Here is a 26,357-nt window from a genome sequence, read left to right as displayed (position 1 = left end):
AATGCCAGCAAATGCTGGCATTTTTATGTCCTTCGCGGCAATTAAACGCGATCTTTCACTTTCTCTTTCAGTTCAGTTTTTTCTGCATCTGATAGGAAAGCGATGTCTAGACCGTTGATTTGCGCTTGGCGAATTTGCTCTTTAGTCAGACCTGCTGCTGGGGCTGCCACTTCGTATTCGTATGGCAGTTCAATACCTTCAACTGCTGGGTCGTCCGTGTTCAGACACGCCAGCACACCGTGCTCTAGGAATTGCTTAAGCGGGTGGTTAGCTAGCGATTCAACCGTACTCGTTTGGAAGTTTGACGTCAGGCAAGATTCAATACCAATGCGGTTTTCTGCTAGGTAATCCATTAGTTTAGGATCGTGAATCGCTTTTACACCATGACCGATACGAGTTGCACCTAACTCTTGAATTGCCTGCCACATGCTTTCTGCGCCCGCCGCTTCACCCGCGTGAACAGTAACACTTAGGCCTGCATCACGGACTTGCTTGAAGTGAGAGACAAAACGGTCACCTGGTTGGCCAAGCTCATCACCTGCTAGGTCAACGGCTACGATGTGATCTTTTTGGCTCAGGATACCATCCAGCTCTTGCTGACAAGCATCAGTACCAAATGTACGGCTCATAATGCCAATCAGGTTCGCCTTGACACCGAAATCACGCATACCCGCTTGCACACCATCAACCACGGCTTCCACAACGCCTGCCACTGGCAGTTTGTGTTTCATCGCCATGTAGTATGGTGAGAAGCGAAGTTCAGTGTAGTCGATTTGTGCGTTTAGAGCGTCTTCTACGTTTTCATAAGCGACACGACGACATGCGTCTAGATCGCCCAGTACTGCCACACCCCAGTCAAGCTTAGAAAGGAAAGCAACAAGAGATGGCTCAGCTTCAACAATTTGAACGTGTGGAGTAAGAGACTCAATATCATAAGCTGGTAGCGCAATACCAAACTGCTGACCAAGCTCAAGAATAGTCTTAGTGCGAATGTTACCGTCAAGGTGACGGTGCAAATCAGTCAGGGGAAGATTCTTAGTTATCATTATGTCGATCCGGGTTGTATGTTGTGAACAGGAACTCAGCCCAAACATTATCGATGACAATACATGGGGAAGATTTGCAGTTAAGTATAAATAACAGTTAGGTAGATTGTCAGTAGATGATGACTAGGAAATCAACGATTTCAGCTCTTTTCTACTTCATGTTAACCAAATGTGTTGGCCAGTCTTCCAGCGGTAATGGGCGGCTATAGTAAAAACCTTGTACTTGGTTACAACCTAATGCGCTAAGCAGCTTTGCCTGCGTGGCTGTCTCTACGCCTTCTGCAACGACATTGGTTTTCATGCCTTTGGTGATGTTAACTATCGCGGCAACAACAGAGCTGTCGAGGTCTTCTTCAGTGAGTCGGTTGATAAAGGTGCGATCTATCTTCAAGCATGTAAATGGTAGCGCATGAAGGTACGCTAAAGATGAGTAACCAGTACCAAAATCATCAATGGCAATCCCTAATCCCATTTGACGCAGTTTGATCAGGTTATCCAATGTTGTTGGTGCACTATCAATGATACGAGACTCAGTAATTTCTAATGTGACATTATTGGCTGGCAATTGAGTCGTTTTCAGGACGCTGCTGACGGTGTCGACAAAGTCAGGACAAGAGAGTTGGTTTACTGAGACATTCACATGCAATTGGAAGTTCTCAGGCCACTGTTTTTTGTCGATGGCTTTACGTGTGTCACGGCATGCTTGGAAGAGTATTTGTTGCCCTATTGCTTTGATCATGCTGCTTTCTTCTGCAATCGGGATGAAATCTAATGGAGAAACCATTCCTGATTCACTGTGCCAACGAGCTAAAGCTTCTGCGCCACAAATGTTGCCGCTTGCCAGATCGACGATAGGTTGATAGTAGGGCACGAATTCACGATTATCGATGCCCGTCTGAATCTTGGCCTGCATTTGAGTGCGGAACTTTGAGGCGCTGGCCATTTCTGGACTGTAGTGACAAACGCTAGCTAGCGAATCTTGCTTCGCATAGCTTAAGGCGATGCTTGCGTTGCGTAGCCACAGTGACATCGATTGCTCTGATTTTGTTCTGACTACCCCTATCGAAACCTTGATTACTACTGTTTCACCATCGAGTATGAAAGGCGCAGCAAGCAATTGCTGTAAGCGTCTTTCCATTAAACGAATATCACCGTCGCTGTGCATGTTTGGCATAAAGACCGCAAACTCATCACCACCAATACGAGCTAGCGTCGCTTCTTCTTTCAACTGTTGCTTAAGGCGCTCTGCAACATGGATCAGGAGCTGATCACCATTGTGATGGCCGACACTGTCGTTGATATCCCTAAATTTGTTGATCCCAATAAGATACAAACTGCCTTGCTCTGCATGTGAGTTGTTTTCACTGACTTCAATGAGTCCTTGGCGGCTGTAGAGACGGGTTAATGAGTCGAATTCGAGCTGCTCTCGCAACGCTTTGAATGACGCTTTTAGATTACTGGCCATTTCATTAAAGGCTTGTACAAGGATGGTGGTTTCGTAGACATAGCCAGGGCGAGGCATCGTACTGTCCCAATCCCCTTTAGCCAGATGCTGCGCTGCTGTAGCGGTAGCATTGATAGGACGAGTGACGCGATTGAAGATCAGTAGACTGACAACGATGCCAAATAGACTCACTAAAAAGCCAACCATCCAGCTCCTTTGTTGGCTCTTGGGCAAGGTGCCGAGTAATTCACTCTCAGAGATGGAGGTGCCGATAAACCAAGTTAAGCCATTGCTGTCATGATAAGGCGTGATACGACTAAAAGTGCGCTGACCATTAAAGTCGAATTCGAACGTATAGGGTTTATCAGTGTAATTCAACACCTGTCGGCTAACTTGAGCAGCACTCATTTTTATGATTGGGTCGGCACTCTCTGATGCAAGCAAACGCTGGCCCTTATCGGAGAACTTAGTACCCCATGAAATAACACTGCCTTGTCCTGAGTGAGCAACTAAACGATGCTGTTGGTCCATGATATAGACGGAAGCATTGGTCTCTTGCTTTAACTCTTGTAAGAACTGATTGAAAGTGTTGATGCGTATATCTGTGACCAAGACGCCAGCAAATGTACCCATTTCGTAAACCGGTGTCATCGCAGAAAGAGTGATGTCTTGACGCTCATCAGCATTGGCATAAATCGATGACCAATGGGCTTTATGGTCTTGTGCTACGGGTTGATACCAAGGGCGAGTTCTTGGGTCATAAGGGGCGATGATAGTACGAATATCATCACTGACTTCTTCACTACCATAAATCACCAAACTGCCTTTGGTTCGGTAGTCTTGCACCATCAGGGTATATGCATCGGCTGACTCGCGGCGAAAACCGGTAAAGTCACCCGTTTCTGAGCCAAAAGCGATCACATCGAGTTGCGGTATCGAGTGGTACAGATCTTTAAATGCGCTGAGCAAATAGGATTGAATGTCTTTCGTGTCATTCGGGTGGTAAAGGTTGTGATAACTGACGTTGTGGCCGAGTGCAGCGACGGCGGTAAAAGGTTTGCGTAAGTAATCATTCAAATGGTCGTGAACACTTTCTGTGAGTACAGAAAGTTGTTTATCACTGATGTCGGTAACAACTTCTTCGTAGCTCTGCTTTTGGACGTAAACAATCACACCGATAGCCAGCAAAAAAATCATCACAAAGGGGATGAGAACAGCAGTACGTAGTGTAATTTGAGTCGTCGCGTTAGACATTGCCTAGTCACAAAAGGGATGGTGTGCCGTAATTGTACTGACATTTAGGTTATCAAGCGAGATGAAAAATTTGCGCTTGATAACCATGCTCTAACGTCGTGACCGCTCGAAATCAGTACAGCTCTTTTAACTTTCTGGTTAAGGTATTGCGTCCCCAACCTAGTACTTTAGCGGCATCTTGCTTGTGACCTTTAGTATGTTCTAACGCAGCTTCCAATAAAATGCGTTCAAATTCTGGTAAAGCGAAGGAAAGTAGTTCTTTATCCCCAGCTTCTAACGCATGGCGTGCCCAGTCCGCTAATTGTTCTTGCCAACTGCCACTGCTTGTCTCGGTGATGATTTTTTTCTCTTCCAATAATTCTGCGGGCAGATCGCTTGGTAGCACTTCACTACCACTTGCCATTACGGTTAACCAACGACAAATGTTTTCTAATTGGCGCACGTTACCCGGCCAATCAAGACGATTAAGAATGTCGACAGAAGAAGGGTGCAAGGCTTTGGTTTCGACACCGAGCTCATCAGCCGCACGAACCAAGAAGTGTTGCGTTAACTTTTCGATGTCTTGTTTACGCTCTCTTAGCGCGGGGATTTGAACTCGAATAACGTTCAAGCGGTGGAATAAATCCTCACGGAAATCGCCTTCGTGGACTAATTTTTCTAGGTTTTGGTGGGTAGCGGCGACAATACGAACGTCGACTTGAATGGGTGAGTGGCCACCCACTCGATAAAACTGACCGTCGGCTAAAACACGTAATAAGCGAGTTTGAATATCTAATGGCATATCACCAATTTCATCCAAAAACAGCGTGCCACCATTGGCTTGCTCAAAGCGACCTTGGCGAACACTGTTTGCGCCAGTAAATGCGCCTTTTTCATGGCCAAACAATTCCGACTCAATTAAGTCTTTTGGAATCGCGGCCATATTGAGAGCAATAAAAGGTTTGTTAGCGCGCGGACTATGGCGGTGCAGAGCATGAGCTACCAGTTCTTTACCTGTACCCGATTCGCCGTTGATCAAAACGGAAATGGAAGAGCGAGATAGGCGACCGATGGCGCGAAACACTTCTTGCATCGCCGGTGCTTCACCGATGATTTCTGGTGTGTCGGTTGGAATCTCTTCTGGGAGCAATTGCTCACGTTTGTTTTCTTGGCTGTGGGCTATTGCACGTTCAACCAGAGTGAGGGTTTCATCAATATCAAATGGTTTTGGCAGATATTCGAATGCGCCTTTTTGGTAAGCATTTACAGCGGCGTCTAAATCCGAATGTGCCGTCATGATGATGACAGGTAGATCAGGATAGTCATGCTGAACTTGCTTTAGTAGCTCTAGTCCGTCGATACCCGGCATACGGATATCCGAAACCAACACGTCTGGTACTTCGCGCTCTAGCGCCATCAGTACACTTTCCCCGTCCGCGTAGGTTTCGCATTTAATGTTGGCTGATGAGAGTGTTTTCTCCATCACCCAGCGAATCGAACTGTCGTCATCGACGACCCAAACATATCCTTTACTCATGTATAAATCCTTGCAGCGAAAGCCTAAAAACTGACGAATACCAAAACCATTTAGCGTGGTCAGATTGGCAAATAAATCGTAAAAGTGGTGTGACCTGGCCAGCTTTCGACATCAATCTTGCCGTTGTGCTGGTCGATCAGGTTTTGTGAGATAGACAGTCCGAGCCCTGTTCCACCTTCACGGCCACTGACCATGGGATAGAACAACGTATCTTGTAATTCTGGTGGGATACCCGGACCGTTATCGGTGATTTCTATGCGAGCAGCGAGCTTGCAGCGTTGGCCGTGAATATTGGCTTGGTGCACCGTTCTGGTGCGTATGGTGATTTTACCGTGTTCCTGGTGAGACAGTATTTGTGCGGCATTACTAACAATATTGAGCATCGCTTGCTCAATTTGGTCTGCATCCATTAGCAACTCTGGCAAGCTTGGATCGTAATCGCGTTCAACTACCACCGAATGCTGAGATTCCAGCTCAACCAATTGGCGTACCTTCTCCAACACTTGGTGAAGGTTCTCTTGCGTTTTCTTACCTGGTTTTTGTGGCCCAAGTAGGCGGTCTACCAAGGCTCTCAGGCGATCTGCTTGTTCAATGATGATATGCGTATATTCGGTTAGAGACGGATCGGGCAGCATTTTCTCCAATAGCTGTGCCGCGCCGCGTAGACCGCCCAGTGGATTCTTGATCTCATGTGCTAAGCCTCGCACCAACAACTTAGCCGCTTGTTGTTGAGCGTGTTGATTAAGCTCTTGAGTGAGTCGGCGTTGTTGATCTATCTTGCGCATCTCAACCAACAGCATTAATTGTTTTTGCCATGTGATTGGGCTGACGGTGACCTCTAACATTAAAGGCCGACCATCGACAACAAAGGTAACGTCGCTGTCGGTAATACTTTGACCGCTTTGTAGTGGCTGGGTCAGTAAAGCCAGATCCAAAGACGCATGTTGAATCAATTGAGACAGTGATTGCTCGACAATGCGCTTAGCGCTTTGTGAAAACAGCAACTCAGCCGAAGGGTTGGCATAACGTACCGCCAATCCATCATCGAGAATCAACGTCGCTGTCACCATGTTATTGAGGATGGCACTGGAGAGACTAGTATCCACATTACGTCCTTGTTTGCGTTGTGATTGTGCGCTGCACCATGTTGGTGCAATAGAACGTAAGTATGGCGAATAAATCTCAGAAGAAAAAGTGAAAAGCAGCGCGAGCGTGCGTTTTTCTCACTTAATATTCTACTTTGCCCCTTTAATGGTCGGCTTGATACTCGCTCTATGTAAATGCACCGTTATAGGGCTAGTAGATGCAATAAGCTTGCCGCTTCTTTTCGCTTGTACCGCAAGGGTGTGAGTACCACGGTCAATGTTGCTGAGTTGCCAAGTGAGGCGGCTTTGGGGGGCTCCATAAGGCTTGCCATCAAGGATGAGTTGCAGTTGCTCTCCAATCCCTAGTTTGCGGTTGGCATCCAGTTGGATGTTGATTAACCCATTGTTACTTCTTATGGTTTCGTCATGTTGAGGTGTGAGCATGGTTAGGGAAAGCGGCACAGGTTTTTCGGTTTTTGCTTTCGGTGTATCAGCAGTCTCTTTTGGTACGCTGGCTTGAGGTGTTAAAGACTCCGTACTTTGTACCCGGGGAGCAGGTGCACTAGCCTCTAGGTTGGGAAGTGAAATGGTTTTTGCACCTTGATTGGGGGTGTCACTAAAGTGGATGACCCCGTCCTTATCTACCCAAGTGTAAGCGACTTGGGCACCAGCGGTCGACGCCATCAGCAAGGTACTGAGCGCGTACAGGGTTGGTAAAAGCTGAACTTTCATTGCTCACCTTCTTTTGATCGATGATTTCACGTTTCGGTTGCCTAGAACCTTGATCCATAAAGATAAAAGATTCAGGCGTATTTTTGTTATCTCTCCATGTTAAACGGGCAACTTAGTTGAGCGTATACAAAAAAGGCCCGCCTGCGAGGCGAGCCTAATATTTTGTAACTGTGTTTACATTTTACACAGCTTAGACCTTATACAGAGTAGTAAAGTTCGAACTCAAGTGGGTGAGTTGTCATGTTTACTTTCTCAACATCTTGCGCTTTCAGGCTGATGTAAGAATCGATGAAGTCATCAGAGAATACGCCGCCAGCTGTTAGGAACTCACGGTCTGCATCTAGTTCTTCTAGAGCGTCTTTTAGTGAGTAAGCCACTGTTGGGATTTCTGCTGCTTCTTCCGCTGGAAGGTCGTACAGGTCTTTATCCATAGCTTCGCCTGGGTGGATCTTGTTCTTAATACCGTCAAGACCAGCCATTAGCATTGCTGCGAAACATAGGTATGGGTTTGCTGCTGGGTCACCAAAGCGAACTTCAATACGACGTGCTTTAGGGCTTGGTACCACTGGGATACGGATAGAAGCAGAACGGTTACGCGCTGAGTAAGCTAGCATAACTGGTGCTTCGAAGCCTGGTACAAGACGCTTGTACGAGTTCGTTGATGGGTTAGCGAATGCGTTGATTGCACGAGCGTGTTTGATGATACCGCCAATGTAGTAAAGCGCCATTTCAGATAGGCCGCCGTACTTATCACCAGCAAATAGGTTAACGCCATCTTTTGCTAGAGATTGGTGAACGTGCATACCAGAACCGTTGTCACCAACTAGTGGCTTAGGCATGAATGTCGCTGTCTTACCAAATGCGTGTGCAACGTTGTGTACAACGTACTTGTAGATTTGGATTTCGTCTGCTTTTGTTGTTAGCGTGTTGAAGCGAGTTGCGATTTCGTTTTGACCCGCAGTTGCTACTTCGTGGTGGTGCGCTTCAACAACTAGGCCCATCTCTTCCATTACTAGACACATTGCAGAACGGATGTCTTGAGATGAATCCACAGGAGCTACTGGGAAGTAACCACCTTTAACGCCTGGACGGTGACCTTTGTTACCTTCTTCGTAATCAGAACCTGTGTTCCATGCTGCTTCTACGTCATCAATCTTGAAGAAAGAACCAGACATGTCAGTTGCGAACTTAACGTCGTCAAATAGGAAGAACTCTGGCTCAGGACCGATAAGTACTGTGTCAGCAACGCCTGTAGAGCGCATGAAGTCTTCAGCGCGTTTAGCAATAGAGCGTGGGTCGCGATCGTAGCCTTGCATTGTTGCAGGCTCAAGGATGTCACAACGGATGTTTAGCGTTGCATCTTCAGTGAATGGGTCAAGCACTGCAGAAGATGCATCTGGCATCATAACCATGTCTGATTCGTTAATGCCTTTCCAGCCAGCAACTGACGAACCATCGAACATTTTACCTTCTTCGAAGAAGTCTGTGTCGATCTGGTGAGCAGGGATAGAGATGTGCTGCTCTTTACCTTTTGTATCAGTGAAGCGTAGGTCAACAAACTTAACTTCGTTCTCTTGGATCAGTGATAAAACGTTTTCTACTGACATCGTGGATAACCTCCAGTGTTAATAAAGCGGTAAAGCTCGATTTATGAAATCTTGATTAAATCCAGCATTGATTAATCTGTTTGACATTTTATTAATCGATGCTGGTTTCTCTAAAGCCAAAACCGTGCCAAAAAAAATATTCCATTAATTTCAAGGGATTATGTTTTTAGATCCTAGTTTGGTGCAAACGATTGCACCAAAATGATCTGACTTTGCACTAAAATGGTGCGCATTTAAATTATTGCACCACAATGTGACAAACACGTTGCTTATTTAGTCCAGTTTTTGAGCGAGAGTCAATTTGTATTACGCAACGATTGGAATAAAATTGCGTTGAATCAATTCGCTTTAATAAGGAAAGTGGGCATTAAGCGTAAATTTCGCAGAAAAGCTCGGGAGTAGATCACATATTTCTATGCTTTTTGCTAAAATCTGGTACATTATGGCCGTTTTTTTAATCAGCAAATGTCACCAGAGAGCACCCGTTCTCAGCGTGGGGGCATTTCATCTATCTAAGTGAATCAAATCCATGGCTACTCCACAGATTGATAAATTAAGAAATATCGCGATCATCGCGCACGTTGACCACGGTAAAACAACACTGGTTGATAAACTACTGCAACAATCAGGTACTCTAGAGTCTCGCGGCGAAGCTGAAGAGCGAGTCATGGACTCAAACGACATCGAAAAAGAACGTGGTATTACCATTCTTGCTAAAAACACAGCAATTAACTGGAATGATTACCGCATCAACATCGTAGATACTCCGGGACACGCGGACTTCGGTGGTGAAGTAGAACGTATTATGTCGATGGTAGACTCAGTACTACTTATCGTTGACGCTGTTGATGGCCCGATGCCTCAAACGCGTTTCGTAACACAAAAAGCATTTGCACACGGCCTTAAGCCAATCGTTGTAATCAACAAGATTGACCGTCCAGGTGCTCGTCCTGATTGGGTTATGGACCAAGTATTCGACCTATTCGACAACCTAGGTGCAACTGATGAACAGCTAGACTTTAAAGTTGTTTACGCTTCAGCACTAAACGGTTGGGCTACTCTAGAAGAGGGCGAAACTGGCGAAAACATGGAACCGCTATTCCAAACTATCGTTGATGAAGTAGCCGCTCCAGAAGTTGACCTAGACGGTCCACTACAGATGCAAGTTTCTCAGCTAGACTACAGCTCTTACGTTGGTGTTATCGGTGTTGCTCGTGTAACTCGTGGTAGCGTTAAGCCAAACCAACAAGTAACAGTTATCGGTGCTGACGGTAAAACGCGCAACGGTAAAGTGGGTACGGTAATGGGCTACCTTGGTCTAGAGCGTCACGAAGTTGAGCAAGCGAACGCTGGTGATATCATTGCAATCACTGGTCTTGGTGAGCTGAAAATCTCTGACACTATTTGTGCTCAAAACCAAGTTGAAGCGCTACCAGCACTTTCTGTTGATGAACCAACAGTAACGATGACGTTCCAAGTAAACACGTCTCCATTCGCGGGTAAAGAAGGTAAATTCGTAACTTCACGTAACATCCTTGAGCGTCTAGAGAAAGAATTGGTACACAACGTAGCACTGCGCGTTGAGCAAACAGACGATCCAGACAAATTCCGCGTTTCAGGCCGTGGTGAACTTCACCTATCTATCCTGATCGAAAACATGCGTCGCGAAGGCTTTGAGCTTGCTGTATCTCGTCCAGAAGTAATCATCAAAGAAGAAGATGGTCAGCTAATGGAACCGTTTGAAACAGTAACGATTGATGTTCTTGAAGAGCACCAAGGCGGCATCATGGAAAACATCGGCCTACGTAAAGGTGAGCTGAAAGACATGGCACCAGACGGTAAAGGCCGTGTGCGCATGGACTTCGATATGCCTTCTCGTGGCTTGATCGGTTTCCAAACTGAATTCATGACGCTAACGTCAGGTTCTGGTCTTCTTTACCATACGTTTGATCACTACGGTCCACACAAAGGCGGTAACATCGGTCAGCGTATCAACGGCGTACTAATCGCTAACGCAATGGGTAAAGCACTGACTAACGCACTGTTTAACCTTCAAGAACGTGGTCGCCTATTTATCGGTCACGGTGTAGAAGTTTACGAAGGCATGGTTATCGGTATTCATAGCCGCGATAACGACCTAACAGTAAACGCTCTGAAAGGTAAGCAGCTAACCAACGTTCGTGCATCTGGTACTGATGACGCTCAGGTTCTAACTCCACCAATCAAGCACACTCTTGAGCAAGCTCTAGAGTTTATTGATGAAGATGAACTAGTAGAAGTAACGCCAGAAAGCATCCGTATCCGTAAGAAATTCCTAACAGAAAGCGACCGTAAACGCGCTTCTCGTGCAGGTAAATAATCTGTTTTAACGGATTCGATTAAGAAGAAACCCCGAGTTATGCTCGGGGTTTTTTGTATCTGAAGGGAAAAGAGTACATGAGGCCAATTGTGATTACGGGTGGCCCAGGCGCCGGCAAAACGACCTTGTTGAATGCGCTCGGTCATTTAGGGTATGCGACGTTTGCTGAAGGCTCACGTATTTTGATAGAGCAACAAAGTCAGTTAGAAAATGGCATCTTGCCTTGGAGTAACCTACCCGAGTTTGCCAACTTATGTCTTGAGTTTATGGGTAAGCAAAAGTGTGAGTCGCTGAGTCATCAGGTGGCTTTTATGGATCGCGCGATTCCCGATATTGTGGCTTATCTGCAAGTTGGAGGGTGTCTCGTTGAGCAAGCCTTCTTAACGGAGAGTGCTGGGTACCATAGTCAGGTGCTAACTTGTCGACCTGAAGCATTAATCTATGTTCAAGATGAAGTACGCCCACACAGCTTTGAAGAAGCGCTTCAGATTCATCACGCCCTTGTCGAGACGTATGCTGAGCTGGGTTATGAAGTGGTTGAAGTACCATGGGGAACAATACCAGAAAGGGTCGAGTTTGTTCGAAGAGTCACAGGCTTAGTGGTCGAGAGCACAAACTAAAAGCTCCTCACGAAGAGGAGCTTGTAAAGGCTTACTTTTGATTCAGCTGTTGCAGGAACTTATCTGATTCTGCGATCGCGGCATTCATTTGTTTGATTGCGTATTGGATGTCTTTCTCTAGGCTAGAAAATTCACCTTTTAGAGAGCCAATCGCGCTCGCGTTTAGGTTGTGTTTTAAGTAAAGCGTGTTGTCGCGGAGTGTGTTGAGTACTGGCGTCATCTTGTCTTCAGCACGCTTCATCGCACTGAGCATGGTTTTGTAAGATGCTTTGGTCTCACGCAGCTTTTGTTCACTTGAGCGACGTAGCTTCGCGCTGGTGTACAAGTCTAGTTCGCCCTGCCACTCATCAAACAGCGCATCGGACACGTCTTCAATTGCAGCAATACGATCGCGCACGTCTTGTGCTGCTTTTTCGCTGTCTTCGTATTTATCGTTTATGTTGTTATAGACGCTTTCCAGTTCACCACCATCAAAATTGGTTAAGGCAGAAAGTGCTTCGAGTGCACTGGTAAATTCTTCTTGTGCGTCTTGTTGTGATTCTTTGGCGTCTTCAACGCGATCAACCATGATGTCACGCTTGTGGTATCCCACTTGCTCCATCGCTGAATAATAAGCGGACTGACATCCTGTTAAAGTGAAAATTGATAGTACAATTGCTAATAAATAAGGCATTCTTATGTCCTCGACGCTAATTTATGGGATGAACTATGAACCAGTTATCAGAGAGTTACAAGGTGAGATTGACTAGGCTTGTGCCGGGGAGCGTCGCGTTTTCCAAATATCTTCTCAAACGAATGACGCACGATCGCGTCAACGTCAATGCTGGCTATCTAGCTTATATTACTTTGCTGTCTATTGTGCCGATGTTGACGGTACTTTTGTCGATATTGTCGAAGTTTCCGGTGTTTGAGAATGTGGGTGAAACCTTGCAAGGTTACATCATTGATAACTTTGTCCCAGCTTCTGGTGATGCAGTAAGAACGGCGCTGCAAGAATTCGTTTCGAATACAGGAAAAATGACTGCCGTGGGCGGTGCTTTTCTATTTGTTGCGGCTTTGATGTTGATTTCAAATATCGATAAGAACTTAAACTACATTTGGCGAGTAAAAGACAAACGCCGCCCTGTCTTTTCTTTCTCAATGTATTGGATGGTGTTGACCCTTGGTCCGATTTTGGTCGGCGCAAGTATTGCTGCGACGTCTTACGTGACGTCCCTTAAGTTGATTGAGAACGAAACGCTATCGGGCGCTTACAACCTGTTTTTGCGTTGGCTGCCTTTGTTGTTGTCCTTCTTTGCGTTTATGGGCTTGTACTTTTTAGTGCCAAACAAAAAGGTATACCTATCCCATGGTGCAGTTGGCGCTGCTATTGCTGCTGTGCTGTTTGAATTGAGTAAGAAAGGCTTTGCTTTCTACATTACCCAGTTTCCTTCTTATCAGTTGATTTATGGCGCGTTAGCGGCCATTCCAATCTTGTTTGTGTGGGTGTATTTGTGTTGGCTCATTGTTTTGATTGGTGCGGAAGTCACCGCGGCTTTGGGAGAAAGAGAGCACTGGAGTGATGACCTAGAAATGATACACTCGACCGCTGAATTGCAATTAACAGATGAAGGAAGCGAGAGTCGTGATAGCGCTAATCCAACGAGTCAGTGAAGCCGCCGTTCGCGTGGACGGTGAAGTTGTCGGTGAAATCGACCAAGGTCTACTTGTTCTACTTGGTGTAGAGAAGGACGATGATGAAGCAAAAGCAAAACGTTTGATGGAGCGCGTAACCACTTATCGAGTGTTTGAAGACGATGACGGTAAAATGAATCTCAACGTCAAACAAGTGAACGGTAAGGTGTTGGTGGTGTCTCAATTTACGTTACCAGCAGACACCAAAAAAGGCACTCGCGCAGGCTTTTCTCGTGGTGCACACCCTGCGGATGCAGAACGTCTGTATGATTACTTTTCTGATTTGTGTGAGCAAGAGCTACCGACGCAACGTGGCCGCTTTGCTGCTGATATGAAAGTGTCATTAATTAATGACGGCCCGGTGACTTTCTGGCTACAGGTCTAATCTGGTAACTCCAATATCATGGTCTAAGCTTTAAGCCCAAGCGAATTGAATTTGCTTGGGTGTTTTCTCCTAAGGCTTTCATTTGATTTGTACTTTCAAGGATTGATATGTTCAAACTCATAACTCCAAAAACAGAAAATCAGCTCAATAAGTACTATCAATTTCGCTGGCAATTGCTACGTGAACCTTGGCGTATGCCGATAGGATCAGAGCGTGATGAGTACGATGGCATGAGCCATCATCGCATGATTACTGACAGTCGTGGCCGCCCTATGGCAATTGGTCGTTTGTACATTACCCCAGATAATGATGGTCAGATCCGCTACATGGCAGTGAAAAATAACCGTCGTAGCAAAGGCATGGGCTCATTAGTGCTCGTGGCGTTGGAATCTCTGGCGCGTCAAGAAGGCGCGAAGCGTTTGGTGTGTAATGCGCGTGAAGATGCGATTGCCTTCTACGAAAAGAACGGTTTTGAGCGAAGAGGTGAACTGACCGATGAACGTGGACCGGTGCGCCACCAACAGATGGTCAAACACCTTGACCCAATGGCTGATGTACTTCGCCGTCCCGACTGGTGTACCGAGCTACAAGAACGCTGGGAAGCGCAGATCCCAATTGCAGATAAGATGGGGATCAAAATCAATCAATACACGGGTTACCAGTTTGAGTGTAGCGCACAGCTCAATCCAAACTTGAATCCGCATAACACCATGTTTGCAGGCTCTGCCTTTACTCTGGCGACATTGACGGGGTGGGGTATGACGTGGTTGTTGATGAAAGAGCGTGGTTTGCACGGCGATATCGTGTTGGCAGACAGTTCGATTCGCTATCGCCATCCGGTTGAGCAGAATCCTGTGGCGAGTACCTCACTTGATGGTATTAGTGGTGATTTGGACAGGCTTGCGTCAGGACGTAAAGCGCGCATTGTTATTCATGTGGTGATTTACAGTGGTGACGTACCAGCAGTGGACTTTGTTGGTACTTACATGCTGCTACCGAATTACTCTAAGTTACTCAGCTGTTAGTGTTTCTTGTGGCGCGTCTGTGTTTGTAGATGCGCCTTTTTCAGATGTTAGGTCACGGCCTTGCGGGGCAGCGTTAGTTTCTGCCGCGCTTTCTTTAACTGGACCTTTAGTCGAGTCTTCTTGATTAGAGATAAGTTGCTCTTCTGAGTGCACCGTTGCGTGAGGCTCTTCCTCTTCGACCACTTCTTCGCTCAGTTCTTCTTCATGGTGCTCTAGATTAATTGCGTCAATCGTTTTGCTGCTTGTTACTTTCGATGAAGGCTTTTCTGATTCGATTGACTCAGTCTTCTTTGGCTTAATTGCACATTCATTGGTTTCGACGTCGCCACTCAATATGTCACCTTGAACTTTTCCACACACTTCTTTGAGCTGATAAATCACACCGCTCAGTGGGTTATTCGCCATATCAAACTCACCCGATAGGTTACCCGAAATGGCTTTGCCGGAAATGGTCACTGGTTGAAGCTTTACTTCGCCTCGCTGAGCTTGCAGTCGTAATGGGCTGAAAGTGACTGACTTTAGTGAATCGTCCGCTTGCGATTTCAAGGTGGTATCACGCAAGTTGGCTTCGACTTCTCCCGATAAGCTGTAAGAAAGCATGTTTTGATCGCCCGCCAATCCTTTTAAATCGAGACTTAAGTCAGAGAAGCCATTGACCGCAAGTGCTGTTGGTAAGTATGAGTGAAGTAATTGCAGGGGAATACCATCTGCATTGAGGTTTAGTGCCCATGGTTGACTGGTGGTACTGAGATCGATTTGCCCCAAGCCTTCGATATAGCCTTGCTCTAATGGCGCAAACAAACGTGTTAGCTGCCAGAAGCCATTTTCACTTTGGGTTGCGATCGCAGCATGCGAGGAAAGGACTTGATCGTAACTGGCATTCACGACGCTTGCATCAAGCTTGCCATTCCAAATACCCCAGTGACCATTGCTGTGTTTGACTTCGAGCTGGTCACCCTCCAAATTCAAGCCAGAAAGCTGCCAGTAAGGTTGTTTGGATAACTGGATTACTTGACTGCGTTCAATCTCTAACTGCTTAACATCGACTTGCTGAAGCTTCTCTGTCGTTGTTTGCCACCAATCGGTTTTATCTCCTGGATGGATTGCCCATTTTAATCCAGTGATGGTGGCGTTGTTAATTTTCCAATGCTCTGGCTCAAACTCGCCTGATATCTGAACGGTACCCTGTTGCCAATCTAAGCTTAGTTCTTGCAGTTGAATGGATCCTGGCTTGAATTGAGCATTCAAGCGAGGCTCAACCGCGGTTTGATCTTGGAAACTGACGCTGTCAGCTTGCAGAGATATTTGTGCTGTTGTATTCCACAATGACAATGGGAGAGATGCATCTTCTACCGACAATTCTAAATTCTGCCAATGCCAATCTCCGTATTCCACGTCTGCATTCAGTAGGTCGAGGCTGTTAATGTGACTTATGTTAATCGGTAGAGCATGCCATTGTTTCGCTAACAAGGATTGTAACTGAGTGTTGTTGATTTTGAGCCTGTCAACAGTGACATTCACCAGCGACCAACCTTGTGGATAGTGCTCACCTTGGCCTGAAATCTCACTGTCTCGCCAATTAAACGACGCGCCGTAAAGGGTGCTGTCCTGTGCTTTATAATCGACATCGACCAAAACATTGTTAAAGGTCTCACCATTCCAGTACCACTGCTCGGCAGACAGTTGGATTGCACCGAAAGGAACGAGTTGGTCCTTGCCATTCCATTGTGGATCTTGGATTTGTAGACTTAAACCATTAATACTGAATGCGTCATCCGCATAATCGAGGTTTTTTAGCGCCACCTGATGAAATTGGACATTTGTTAATTGAGGGAGAGTCGGCATGCCTTGTTGCAAGCTCAGACCATCAATAAGCAAACTATCGACAACCCACTTTCCATTGTGACGAACATCGGGGTTGAGCCAGACATCAACTTGTTCGATATAAGGCCATTGTTTATCTTTTGATGTGACGCCTTGCAGTTTCAGGTGGTAAGGAAATTCGTATTGGACACTTTCTGCTTGCAAAGGGAGCTCAGTCGACTCTGACAGCAGGTTCCAGGTTTGTTTGGAGTACGAGGTCGTCAGTAAGGCGATAAAAGCAGTTGGTACCGCGATCGCCAATACGAATATAAGAATTAGAATTCGACCTGCTGTTTTCATCCTTGCCAAAACCTGTGCGCAAAATAATGGTTAACCCGATGAAGATATGTCTCTTGAGCAACCTAGATAGGCTTAAGCTTGTATCAATCTGGGGTGGGATTCAATAAAAAGCCCCTCAAAAGAGGGGCTTGACGATTATTTTTGTAGCTAAGTCACGCAGACTTCGTTGATGGTTTAATCCAACTGAGGTCCTGCTGCCACCAAAGATTGGCCTTCAGCATTGTCAGTGTACTTATCAAAGTTGTTGATGAAGCGTTCTGCCAAATCTTTCGCTTTGCTTTCCCATTGAAGTGGATCAACGTAAGTCTCACGTGGGTCAAGGATGCTTGGATCGACACCTGGAAGTGAAGTTGGCACCTCTAGGTTGAAGATAGGAATATGCTTGGTTTTCGCATCTTCAATTGAGCCGTCAAGGATTGCATCGATAATGCCGCGTGTATCTTGGATAGAAATACGCTTGCCGCTGCCGTTCCAACCAGTGTTGACTAGGTAAGCTTCTGCGCCAGCTGCTTCCATGCGTTTAACCAGTACTTCTGCGTACTTAGTTGGGTGTAGGGTTAAGAACGCTGCCCCGAAACATGCCGAGAAGGTTGGTGTTGGTTCAGTGATGCCACGTTCTGTACCGGCTAGTTTAGCGGTAAAGCCAGACAAGAAGTGGTACTTAGTTTGCTCAGGAGTCAGTTTAGAAACCGGAGGTAGTACGCCGAATGCGTCTGCTGATAGGAAGATCACCTTATTCGCGTGACCGCCTTTTGATACTGGCTTAACAATGTTGTCGATGTGATGCAGTGGGTAAGAAACACGAGTGTTCTCTGTCTTAGACCCATCATCAAAGTCGATAGAACCATCACTACGAACTGTAACGTTCTCTAATAGTGCATCGCGGCGGATTGCGTTGTAGATATCAGGCTCAGCTTCTTTCGATAGTTTGATGGTTTTCGCGTAACAGCCACCTTCGAAGTTGAATACGCCGTCGTCATCCCAACCGTGCTCATCATCACCAATCAGTGCACGTTTAGGGTCTGTAGATAGCGTTGTTTTACCTGTGCCAGATAGACCGAAGAAAATTGCTACATCGCCTTCTTCGCCCATGTTTGCACTACAGTGCATTGATGCGATGTCTTTCAGCGGAAGGAAGTAGTTCATCATGGCGAACATGCCTTTCTTCATTTCACCGCCGTACCAAGTACCACCGATCAGTTGCATACGCTCTGTTAGGTTGAACACCGTGAAGTTTTCAGAGTTCAGACCTTGTTCTTCCCACTTGTCGTTCGTGCACTTCGCACCGTTCATTACGACGAAATCAGGTTCAAACGTTGCCAACTCTTCTTCTGTTGGACGGATAAACATGTTTTTCACGAAGTGCGCTTGCCATGCGACTTCTGTAATCACTCGAATACTCAAACGAGTGTCTGGGTTTGCACCACAATAACCGTCAATCACAAATAGGCGTTTACCAGAAAGCTGGTTGGTCACGAGCTCTTTTAGATCGTCCCACACTTCTTTGTTGATGGCTTTGTTGTCGTTTTTTACTGCATCAGAAGTCCACCACATGTGCTCTTCTGTGGTTGCATCTTTTACGATGTACTTATCTTTTGGTGAGCGACCAGTGAAGATACCAGTGTCTACGGCAACCGCGCCGAGTTCCGTAACGACACCACGTTCATAACCTGTCAGGTCAGCACGGGTCTCTTCCTCGAATAGCATTTCGTAGCTTGGGTTGCGAACAACCTCTTTAACGTTGTGCAGTCCGTGTTTGGTTAGATCAAGTGTTGCAGCCTTTGTATGTTCCATAACGGTCATAGGTGCTCCTTATAAGGATTTTTGTAGGGATTTTGTAATAATGTTTTAATTTTTATCTGCTCACCATGCTAGCAACGGGGCGGGGAGAAAACAGGGATGTAGCTCAAAAATTATCCATGATTTCAGTAAGGTTTTAGGTAACCCGTCACATATCGGTACGAATAGTTTATCGTGCGCGCAAACCTTTGCGCTAGGCCAAAAGAATTATTAATTACTTAAAATTAAGCGGTTGCTTTATTACGTGTGAGGCTAGGTATTACGAGGGTTAGATCACAAAAAGGCCAGCGTGATGCTGGCCTTTTGAAAGGTAAATTACAGGCTTGCTAAGCTATGAAAATTAATGCAGGGTTTTCTTTTCAGGAGCCGCTTGCGCATAGAGTTCGGTAATCTCTGATTCATCAAACGAGTATGACGTGCCACAGTAATCACAATGTAAAGAAACTGATCCTTCTTCGGCCAAAATGTCATTAATTTCAGCACGGTCTACGGTAATGATTGCTGCACCACTGCGCTCACGAGAACAACCACAATGGAATTCGACTGGTTGAGGTTCGTAAAGACGAACGGTGTCTTGGTTATATAGACGGTATAGCAGTTCGTTCGCAGGTAGCGTGAACAGCTCTTCGTTCTTCACTGTGTCTGTCAGTTGCTCTAGGTGATCGAAATCTTCTGGTGCACCAGTGCCGTCTGGCATGATTTGAATCATCATACCAGCAGCGTGTGCTTTACCTTCGTGTTCACCAGTGCGGATCCATAGACGCGTTTTTAGCTGTTCAGAGTTTGCGAAGTAGCCTTCGATAACTTCAGCTAATGTGTCACCTTCTAGGCCAACGACACCTTGGTAACGCTCGCCTTTTTTCGGTTCGATGGTGATCACTAGGTAACCTTTACCCATCATCTCGTGCAGTGTCGCGTTGTCAGCGATATCGCCTTCCCAACGTGCAACGCCGCGGATCTTTTGATCATGATCGCCATTGATGACTGCTAGAGAGACAGGGCCGTCACCTTGCAGCTGGATCGTGATTGAGCCTTCGAATTTCAAAGTTGCCGTTAAAAGTGTGGTTGAAACGAGTAGCTCACCCAACAGTTTTTGCAGCGCTGCCGGATATTCCTTGCTGGAGATAATACGTTGGTATGCTTCATCCAATTGTACCAACTCGCCACGAACTGAAAGGTCTTCAAATAGGTAGCGGTGTAAAACATTATTTGCCATGGAGTGCTTTCCTCGTCGGTAATTCCGGCGTTTATTGATGTTTGAACTTAATGATGTCGCGGCGCTGCTTTTTATCTGGGCGGCGTTCCGGACTAGGGTTGTGGGCGTTGAGTTTACGTTGTTTCGCGAACTCTTCGCGTTGATTAACACTGTCTTCAGTTTCGCGGTAGAGCGTTTGAGCGATGGGTGCGCCCATGCGACGATCAGAGATTTTTTCGATGATCACCGTTTTTTCTTCATTACCTTGACGAAGACGAATCTCAGCGCCCAACTCAACGATTTTACTTGGTTTGCTTCGTTGCCCATTATAGTGGACTTTACCGCCATCGACCATATTACGTGCGATAGAGCGGGTTTTATAGAATCTGGCAGCCCACAACCATTTATCTAGCCTTACGGCTTCATTTTCGGAACTCATAGAACTCGATGCTATCTAATCACTGCACTGATAGCGCAATGCTGGTGGATTATTCACCTACAGATGGTGCCAAGGCGTATTTTTTTCAAGGGAGTTGGCAAAAACTGCATAAGAAAAAGGTATGAAATATAAGTTGTGATATAGTTCACTGCTCTTTGTTGAGTAGTAATTTTATTGCAATTTTAGCAAGATAGAGTCGGCTGTCTTTATTTAGATTCAGGCTGACAGACGTAAGAATAAAGGAATCAATTCAGTGAAGCGTTTAGAGCTAAGTGCAGGATTATCAAGCAGCCCGCTACTGGCTCAGATCAAGTCCAACAATCATACCATTCAAGCGAAACTTAGTTTGCTACTTACTTGTCTATTTATAGCAATGACAGGTTGGATACTCGGTAAAGTGGTGTGGTTAGCAATGCCTCAAACTTCTGATGTGACTCAATGGAGACCGTCAGCAAGTGCTGTTGTGTCTGGTAATAAAAAAGACGCGATTGATTTCAATGCCCTCCAAAATGCCAACTTATTCGGAAAGTACACCGAGCAAAAGCCGGTCGTAGTAGAACAACCTGTCGTGCAAGATGCGCCTAAAACACGCTTAAACCTAACGTTAGTTGGCGCGGTTGCGAGTAGTAACGCAAAAACCAGCTTGGCGGTGATTGCCAACCGAGGCAAACAAGCGACTTATGGCATCGGCGAAGAAATTGATGGAACGCGAGCAGAATTAAAAGCGGTGTTGGTGGATCGAGTCATTATTGACAACCAAGGCCGAGATGAAACCCTTATGCTTGAAGGGATTGAATACAAAAAGCTGTCTGAAACTCGTCAGGCAACTAGACCACAAGCGGCGAAGGCAAACCAACCTTCTGCTGTGGGTGAAAAGTTAGATCAAATTCGAGCGGAAATCGCAAAAGATCCGCAGAGCGTATTTAAGTACATCAACATTTCTCCGGTTAAGAAAGACGGCGGAATTGTCGGCTATCGCGTCTCACCAGGTCGTGATGCGGCTTTGTTTAATGATGTCGGTCTAAAACCTGGTGATATTGCGGTGCAACTAAATGGGATCGATTTAAGTGACCCTTCATCTTCAGTACAACTGATGCAAGTGATGAACGACCCGCAAGAACTGAATTTGACTGTGGACCGTGATGGTCAGCAGTACGACATCTACATCCAATTGTAATACTTAGGCAACCAGCGTAAGTTCAGGGAGACATACGTGAAACATTGGTTTAGCAAAAGTGCTTGGTTACTTGCAGGGACTCTTCTCTGCGCACCGGGTGCGATGGCGAACGATTTTAGTGCTAGCTTCAAAGGCACTGACATTCAAGAATTCATCAACATTGTTGGTCGTAACCTAGAAAAGACCATCATCGTTGACCCGTCAGTACGCGGCAAAATCGACGTACGCAGCTATGACGTTCTTAATGAAGAGCAATACTACAGCTTCTTCCTTAACGTGCTAGAGGTGTATGGCTATGCGGTTGTAGAAATGGACAACGGCGTACTTAAAGTCATTAAAGCAAAAGACTCAAAAACATCTGCCATTCCAGTCTTAGGCGACGGCAGTGCGAAAGGCGATAGTGTCATTACTCGCGTGGTCGCGGTTCGTAACGTATCGGTTCGCGAACTTTCTCCACTACTGCGTCAGCTGATTGATAACGCGGGTGCCGGTAACGTAGTGCACTATGACCCTGCTAACATCATTTTGATCACAGGTCGTGCCGCGGTCGTAAACCGCCTTGCGGAAATCATTAAACGGGTTGACCAAGCGGGTGATAAAGAAATCGAATTAGTCGAGCTACGCAATGCTTCTGCTGCTGAGATGGTTCGTATCGTTGAGGCCCTGAACAAAACGACGAATCAAAAAAGTACGCCTGAATTCCTTGAACCTAAAATCGTTGCTGATGAGCGTACCAACTCAATCCTGATTTCTGGTGATCCCAAAGTGCGAGCACGCCTTAAACGATTGATTCGTCAACTTGACGTTGAAATGGCGACGAAAGGTAATAACCGCGTGGTTTACCTCAAGTATGCGAAAGCCGAAGACTTGGTTGACGTATTAAAAGGGGTGTCTGACAACTTACAAGCTGAGAAGCAAGCGGGTCAAAAAGGCGCATCAAGTTCACAACGTGGCGAAGTGGTGATTGCCGCTCACGAAGCGACTAACTCTTTGGTGCTGACTGCGCCGCCAGATATCATGATGGCGCTACAAGACGTGATTTCTCAACTGGATATCCGTCGTGCACAAGTTCTGATTGAAGCGTTGATCGTTGAAATGTCTGAAGGCGACGGCATCAATCTTGGCGTTCAATGGGGTAACCTAGAAACAGGTGCGGTTATTCAATACGGCAACTCTGGAGCGTCAATTGGTAGCGTAATGGTTGGTCTTGAAGAAGCAAAAGATCAAACACGAACTGAATACTACACAAACTCAGATGGTGAACGTACGCCATATGACGTTACTGAATCTGGTGACTACTCAACTCTGGCATCTGCACTTAGCGGTGTAAATGGTGCAGCGATGAGTATTGTCATGGGTGACTGGACTGCGTTGATCAGTGCCGTCTCATCAGATTCAAACTCAAACATTCTATCATCCCCAAGCATTACAGTGATGGATAACGGTGAAGCGTCCTTCATCGTTGGTGAAGAAGTGCCTGTGATTACAGGCTCGACAGCCGGATCGAATAACGACAACCCATTCCAAACGGTTGACCGTAAAGAAGTTGGCATCAAACTTAAAGTCGTACCTCAAATCAACGAAGGTGATTCAGTACAACTGACTATTGAGCAGGAAGTGTCAAACGTTCTGGGCGCGAATGGTGCGGTGGACGTACGTTTCGCGAAGCGTCAGTTGAATACCTCTGTGATGATTCAAGATGGTCAGATGCTAGTTCTGGGTGGTTTGGTTGATGAGCGTGCGTTAGAAAGTGAATCGAAAGTGCCGCTACTGGGTGATATTCCTGTAATAGGTCAACTGTTCAAGTCGACTAGTACTCAAACAGAAAAACGTAACCTTATGGTATTTATCAAGCCAACCATCATCCGCGATGGTATGACGGCAGATGGCATCACTCAGCGTAAGTACAACTTCATTCGTGCAGAGCAACTTTATAAAGCGCAAGAAGGCTTGAAGTTGATGGATGACTCTAAGATTCCAGTCATGCCTGAATTTGGTGAAGATCGTAAACACCCTGCTGAAATTCAAGCGTTCATCGATCAGATGGTAAAGAATAATGGTTGATATGTTAGACACAGCGCCAAGCATGCGCCGTCTGCCATTCAGTTTTGCCAACCGCTTTAAACTGGTATTGGAGACGGAGCACCCTGAGCGCCCTCCAATCCTGTATTACGTCGAGCCGCTCAATCCTGCGGCTTTGGTTGAAGTACGCCGTGTACTGAAACAAAACTTTATTCCTCAACCGATGGACAAGGAAGCGTTCGATAAAAAGCTAACTGAAGCTTACCAGCGCGACTCTTCCGAAGCCCGTCAGTTGATGGAAGACATTGGTGCAGACAGTGATGACTTTTTCTCATTGGCAGAAGAGCTGCCGCATGATGAGGACTTGCTAGAGTCTGAAGATGATGCGCCGATCATCAAATTGATCAATGCCATGCTCGGTGAAGCGATCAAAGAAGGGGCATCGGATATTCATATCGAAACGTTCGAGAAAACCCTGTCAATTCGTTTCCGTGTCGATGGTGTATTGCGTGAAGTCTTAACCCCAAGCCGTAAACTCGCGCCTTTGCTGGTTTCTCGTGTGAAGGTAATGGCAAAACTAGATATCGCAGAAAAACGTGTTCCTCAAGATGGTCGTATTTCTCTGCGTATCGGTGGTCGAGCAGTAGACGTTCGTGTTTCTACCATGCCTTCATCGCATGGTGAGCGTGTGGTAATGCGTCTATTGGACAAAAACGCAACGCGTCTAGATTTACACAGTTTGGGTATGACGCCATCGGTGCACGATAACTTTGGTCGCTTGATTCAACGTCCACACGGTATCATCTTGGTGACCGGTCCGACAGGTTCGGGCAAATCAACGACCTTGTACGCGGGCTTGCAAGAGATCAACAGCAACGAACGTAATATTCTGACGGTAGAAGACCCAATCGAATTCGATATCGATGGTATCGGCCAGACGCAGGTTAACCCGAAAGTCGACATGACGTTTGCGCGCGGCTTACGTGCCATTCTTCGTCAGGACCCGGACGTGGTGATGGTCGGTGAGATCCGTGACTTAGAGACTGCACAGATTGCAGTGCAAGCGTCTCTGACTGGTCACTTGGTAATGTCGACGCTGCACACCAATACGGCAGTGGGTGCTATTACGCGTCTACGTGATATGGGCATCGAACCTTTCCTCATTTCATCTTCATTGCTTGGTGTGCTTGCTCAACGTCTGGTTCGTACCTTGTGTTCGGACTGTAAAGAGCCTTATGAAGCTGATAAAGAACAGAAAAAACTGTTTGGTTTGGAAGAGCATGAATCTCTGGTTTTACATCGTGCGACAGGATGTGAAGTCTGCAATCAGAAGGGCTATCGTGGTCGTACTGGTATTCATGAACTTCTGATGGTGGATGAGCAAGTTCAGGAGTTAATTCACAGCGAAGCAGGTGAACAAGAAATTGAAAAAGCTGTCCGTCAGCATACACCAAGTATTCGTAGTGATGGCCTAAGCAAAGTGAGCCGCGGCATTACCTCACTTGAAGAAGTCATGCGAGTGACCAAGGAAGCGTAATGGCAGCATTTGAATACAAAGCGCTGGATGCGAAAGGCAAGCAGAAGAAAGGCACAATTGAAGGGGATAATGCTCGTCAGGTGCGCCAACGCCTAAAAGAACAGGGCATGATTCCTGTCGAGGTGATGGAAGCTAAAGCAAAAGCGGCTAAGTCTTCAGGCGGGTCAGTCGGATTCAAGCGTGGTATCAAAACCGCAGAACTTGCACTGATCACACGCCAACTTTCAACGCTCGTTCAATCGGGTATGCCATTAGAAGAGTGTTTGAAAGCGGTATCAGAACAAGCAGAAAAGCCGCGTATTCGTACTATGATTGCCGCCGTGCGTTCAAAAGTCACGGAAGGCTATCCTCTGGCAGATAGCCTGGGGGATTACCCGCATGTTTTCGACGAACTTTACCTATCAATGGTTGCCGCGGGTGAAAAATCCGGTCACTTGGACACGGTGTTAGAGCGCTTGGCAGACTACGTAGAAAACCGTCAGAAAATGCGTTCTAAATTGCTGCAAGCCATGATTTACCCGGTGGTATTGGTGGTGTTTGCCGTTGGTATCGTCTCTCTGTTGCTCTCTTCTGTTGTTCCGAAGATCATCGAACCTATCATTCAGATGGGACAAGAGTTACCTCAATCAACGCAATTTCTTTTGTCTGCGAGTGAGTTTGTCCAAGAGTGGGGGCTGATCATCTTTATCGTGGTGGTGGTGCTCTTTTACGGGCTTAAACTGGCACTACAAAAACCGAACTTTCGTTTAGCGTGGGATAGAAAAATCCTTAGCCTACCGCTGATTGGTAAGATTTCTCGTGGCTTAAATACGTCGCGATTTGCGCGTACGCTATCGATTTGTACATCCAGTGCTATTCCGATTCTGGAAGGCATGCGAGTCGCGGTTGATGTTATGTCCAATCGTTACGTGAAACAGCAAGTTTTGGTCGCGGCAGATAACGTAAGAGAAGGGGCAAGCTTACGTAAAGCATTGGATCAAACTCGTTTGTTTCCACCAATGATGCTGCACATGATTTCTAGTGGTGAGCAGAGTGGTGAGCTTGAGAGTATGTTGACTCGTGCTGCGGATAACCAAGATCAAAACTTTGAATCTACGGTCAACATTGCACTTGGCATTTTCACTCCAGTATTGATTGCATTGATGGCAGGCTTGGTACTTTTCATCGTAATGGCGACATTGATGCCAATGTTGGAAATGAATAACTTAATGAGTGGATAAAATTCGAGTTAAGCTGTGTCTACTGATGATATAGCTTGAATCTAACTTTCGGAGATA

The 26,357-nt window shown here is 46.2% G+C and carries 20 protein-coding genes; 9 read left to right on the top strand and 11 right to left on the bottom strand.

Going from position 1 to position 26,357, the window contains the following annotated elements:
* Positions 1–41 precede the first annotated feature (41 nt).
* The 6 genes from add to glnA all read right to left on the bottom strand — a co-directional run bounded on the left by add (position 42) and on the right by glnA (position 8,684).
* Positions 42–1,046 carry an adenosine deaminase gene (gene add, locus VJL_RS07940; protein ID WP_038870023.1) on the bottom strand — a complete coding sequence of 335 codons (1,005 nt, stop codon included), beginning with the start codon at positions 1,044–1,046 and terminating at the stop codon, positions 42–44.
* A 151-nt stretch (positions 1,047–1,197) separates the two neighbouring features.
* On the bottom strand, positions 1,198–3,744 hold the full coding sequence (gene gepA, locus VJL_RS07935; protein ID WP_038877004.1) for a phosphodiesterase GepA: 2,547 nt from the start codon (positions 3,742–3,744) through the stop codon (positions 1,198–1,200).
* Between the two features lie 112 nt (positions 3,745–3,856).
* Positions 3,857–5,260 (bottom strand): nitrogen regulation protein NR(I), encoded by a 1,404-nt coding sequence (glnG, locus tag VJL_RS07930; RefSeq protein WP_038870027.1) that lies wholly within the window; start codon positions 5,258–5,260, stop codon positions 3,857–3,859.
* Between the two features lie 59 nt (positions 5,261–5,319).
* Positions 5,320–6,366, bottom strand: coding sequence for a nitrogen regulation protein NR(II) (gene glnL, locus VJL_RS07925; RefSeq protein WP_038877002.1), 1,047 nt, complete (start codon positions 6,364–6,366; stop codon positions 5,320–5,322).
* A 129-nt stretch (positions 6,367–6,495) separates the two neighbouring features.
* Positions 6,496–7,077 carry a DUF4124 domain-containing protein gene (locus VJL_RS07920; RefSeq protein WP_038877001.1) on the bottom strand — a complete coding sequence of 194 codons (582 nt, stop codon included), beginning with the start codon at positions 7,075–7,077 and terminating at the stop codon, positions 6,496–6,498.
* Between the two features lie 197 nt (positions 7,078–7,274).
* Positions 7,275–8,684, bottom strand: a complete 1,410-nt coding sequence (gene glnA, locus VJL_RS07915) for a glutamate--ammonia ligase (RefSeq protein WP_038870033.1) — start codon at positions 8,682–8,684, stop codon at positions 7,275–7,277.
* Between the two features lie 529 nt (positions 8,685–9,213).
* On the opposite strand from glnA, the gene typA reads away from it, so the two are divergent.
* Together typA and VJL_RS07905 are read left to right on the top strand one after the other, a co-directional pair.
* On the top strand, positions 9,214–11,043 hold the full coding sequence (gene typA, locus VJL_RS07910) for a translational GTPase TypA (protein WP_038870035.1): 1,830 nt from the start codon (positions 9,214–9,216) through the stop codon (positions 11,041–11,043).
* Positions 11,044–11,120: 77 nt separating this feature from the next.
* Positions 11,121–11,663, top strand: a complete 543-nt coding sequence (locus tag VJL_RS07905) for an AAA family ATPase (RefSeq protein WP_038876999.1) — start codon at positions 11,121–11,123, stop codon at positions 11,661–11,663.
* A gap of 31 nt (positions 11,664–11,694) precedes the next feature.
* On the opposite strand, the gene VJL_RS07900 is transcribed toward VJL_RS07905, so the two are convergent.
* Positions 11,695–12,336 carry a DUF2959 domain-containing protein gene (locus VJL_RS07900; protein ID WP_005434517.1) on the bottom strand — a complete coding sequence of 214 codons (642 nt, stop codon included), beginning with the start codon at positions 12,334–12,336 and terminating at the stop codon, positions 11,695–11,697.
* A 35-nt stretch (positions 12,337–12,371) separates the two neighbouring features.
* Between VJL_RS07900 and VJL_RS07895 the strand changes: the two genes are divergently transcribed.
* The 3 genes from VJL_RS07895 (at position 12,372) to VJL_RS07885 (ending at position 14,747) form a co-directional block, all read left to right on the top strand.
* Positions 12,372–13,316: a virulence factor BrkB family protein gene (locus tag VJL_RS07895; RefSeq protein WP_038870039.1), complete on the top strand. Its 945-nt coding sequence runs from the start codon at positions 12,372–12,374 to the stop codon at positions 13,314–13,316.
* Entirely contained in the window at positions 13,288–13,722 is a 435-nt protein-coding gene (gene dtd / locus VJL_RS07890) for a D-aminoacyl-tRNA deacylase (protein WP_038870041.1), read from the top strand. Before VJL_RS07895 ends, dtd begins: the two co-directional genes overlap by 29 nt.
* Before the next feature lie 107 nt (positions 13,723–13,829).
* Positions 13,830–14,747 (top strand): bifunctional GNAT family N-acetyltransferase/hotdog fold thioesterase, encoded by a 918-nt coding sequence (locus tag VJL_RS07885; protein ID WP_038870043.1) that lies wholly within the window; start codon positions 13,830–13,832, stop codon positions 14,745–14,747.
* Here VJL_RS07885 and VJL_RS07880 read toward each other — a convergent pair.
* From VJL_RS07880 to hslR, 4 genes are all read right to left on the bottom strand, one after another.
* Positions 14,733–16,910, bottom strand: coding sequence for an AsmA family protein (locus VJL_RS07880; RefSeq protein ID WP_038876997.1), 2,178 nt, complete (start codon positions 16,908–16,910; stop codon positions 14,733–14,735). The genes VJL_RS07885 and VJL_RS07880 overlap by 15 nt on opposite strands.
* 174 nt (positions 16,911–17,084) lie before the next feature.
* Complete coding sequence (gene pckA, locus VJL_RS07875) at positions 17,085–18,713, bottom strand: phosphoenolpyruvate carboxykinase (ATP) (protein WP_038870046.1); 1,629 nt, start codon at positions 18,711–18,713, stop codon at positions 17,085–17,087.
* 337 nt (positions 18,714–19,050) lie between these two features.
* On the bottom strand, positions 19,051–19,926 hold the full coding sequence (gene hslO / locus VJL_RS07870; protein ID WP_038870048.1) for an Hsp33 family molecular chaperone HslO: 876 nt from the start codon (positions 19,924–19,926) through the stop codon (positions 19,051–19,053).
* Positions 19,927–19,957: 31 nt separating this feature from the next.
* Positions 19,958–20,344 (bottom strand): ribosome-associated heat shock protein Hsp15, encoded by a 387-nt coding sequence (gene hslR / locus VJL_RS07865; RefSeq protein ID WP_038870051.1) that lies wholly within the window; start codon positions 20,342–20,344, stop codon positions 19,958–19,960.
* A gap of 253 nt (positions 20,345–20,597) precedes the next feature.
* Here hslR and gspC point away from each other — a divergent pair, with 253 nt between their 5' ends.
* The 4 genes from gspC to gspF are packed head-to-tail and all read left to right on the top strand — an operon-like array spanning position 20,598 to position 26,300.
* Positions 20,598–21,521, top strand: a complete 924-nt coding sequence (gspC, locus tag VJL_RS07860) for a type II secretion system protein GspC (RefSeq protein ID WP_038876995.1) — start codon at positions 20,598–20,600, stop codon at positions 21,519–21,521.
* A 36-nt stretch (positions 21,522–21,557) separates the two neighbouring features.
* Positions 21,558–23,585: a type II secretion system secretin GspD gene (gene gspD, locus VJL_RS07855; RefSeq protein ID WP_038870055.1), complete on the top strand. Its 2,028-nt coding sequence runs from the start codon at positions 21,558–21,560 to the stop codon at positions 23,583–23,585.
* Positions 23,578–25,080: a type II secretion system ATPase GspE gene (gene gspE, locus VJL_RS07850; RefSeq protein WP_038870057.1), complete on the top strand. Its 1,503-nt coding sequence runs from the start codon at positions 23,578–23,580 to the stop codon at positions 25,078–25,080. Before gspD ends, gspE begins: the two co-directional genes overlap by 8 nt.
* On the top strand, positions 25,080–26,300 hold the full coding sequence (gene gspF / locus VJL_RS07845; RefSeq protein ID WP_038870059.1) for a type II secretion system inner membrane protein GspF: 1,221 nt from the start codon (positions 25,080–25,082) through the stop codon (positions 26,298–26,300). Before gspE ends, gspF begins: the two co-directional genes overlap by 1 nt.
* Positions 26,301–26,357 lie beyond the last annotated feature (57 nt).

Origin of the sequence: Vibrio jasicida CAIM 1864 = LMG 25398 (assembly GCF_000400365.1) — a bacterium.
Classification (GTDB): domain Bacteria; phylum Pseudomonadota; class Gammaproteobacteria; order Enterobacterales; family Vibrionaceae; genus Vibrio; species Vibrio jasicida.
This window is presented reverse-complemented; position numbering and strand designations above follow the sequence as displayed.

Bases quoted from the DNA above. Each gene is read 5' to 3' on its own strand.
- add (WP_038870023.1), bottom strand. From the start codon at position 1,046: ATGATAACTAAGAATCTTCCCCTGACTGATTTGCACCGTCACCTTGAC.
- gepA (WP_038877004.1), bottom strand. From the start codon at position 3,744: ATGTCTAACGCGACGACTCAAATTACACTACGTACTGCTGTTCTCATC.
- glnG (WP_038870027.1), bottom strand. From the start codon at position 5,260: ATGAGTAAAGGATATGTTTGGGTCGTCGATGACGACAGTTCGATTCGC.
- VJL_RS07920 (WP_038877001.1), bottom strand. From the start codon at position 7,077: ATGAAAGTTCAGCTTTTACCAACCCTGTACGCGCTCAGTACCTTGCTG.
- glnA (WP_038870033.1), bottom strand. From the start codon at position 8,684: ATGTCAGTAGAAAACGTTTTATCACTGATCCAAGAGAACGAAGTTAAG.
- typA (WP_038870035.1), top strand. From the start codon at position 9,214: ATGGCTACTCCACAGATTGATAAATTAAGAAATATCGCGATCATCGCG.
- VJL_RS07905 (WP_038876999.1), top strand. From the start codon at position 11,121: ATGAGGCCAATTGTGATTACGGGTGGCCCAGGCGCCGGCAAAACGACC.
- VJL_RS07900 (WP_005434517.1), bottom strand. From the start codon at position 12,336: ATGCCTTATTTATTAGCAATTGTACTATCAATTTTCACTTTAACAGGA.
- VJL_RS07895 (WP_038870039.1), top strand. From the start codon at position 12,372: ATGAACCAGTTATCAGAGAGTTACAAGGTGAGATTGACTAGGCTTGTG.
- VJL_RS07885 (WP_038870043.1), top strand. From the start codon at position 13,830: ATGTTCAAACTCATAACTCCAAAAACAGAAAATCAGCTCAATAAGTAC.
- VJL_RS07880 (WP_038876997.1), bottom strand. From the start codon at position 16,910: ATGAAAACAGCAGGTCGAATTCTAATTCTTATATTCGTATTGGCGATC.
- pckA (WP_038870046.1), bottom strand. From the start codon at position 18,713: ATGACCGTTATGGAACATACAAAGGCTGCAACACTTGATCTAACCAAA.
- hslO (WP_038870048.1), bottom strand. From the start codon at position 19,926: ATGGCAAATAATGTTTTACACCGCTACCTATTTGAAGACCTTTCAGTT.
- hslR (WP_038870051.1), bottom strand. From the start codon at position 20,344: ATGAGTTCCGAAAATGAAGCCGTAAGGCTAGATAAATGGTTGTGGGCT.
- gspE (WP_038870057.1), top strand. From the start codon at position 23,578: ATGGTTGATATGTTAGACACAGCGCCAAGCATGCGCCGTCTGCCATTC.
- gspF (WP_038870059.1), top strand. From the start codon at position 25,080: ATGGCAGCATTTGAATACAAAGCGCTGGATGCGAAAGGCAAGCAGAAG.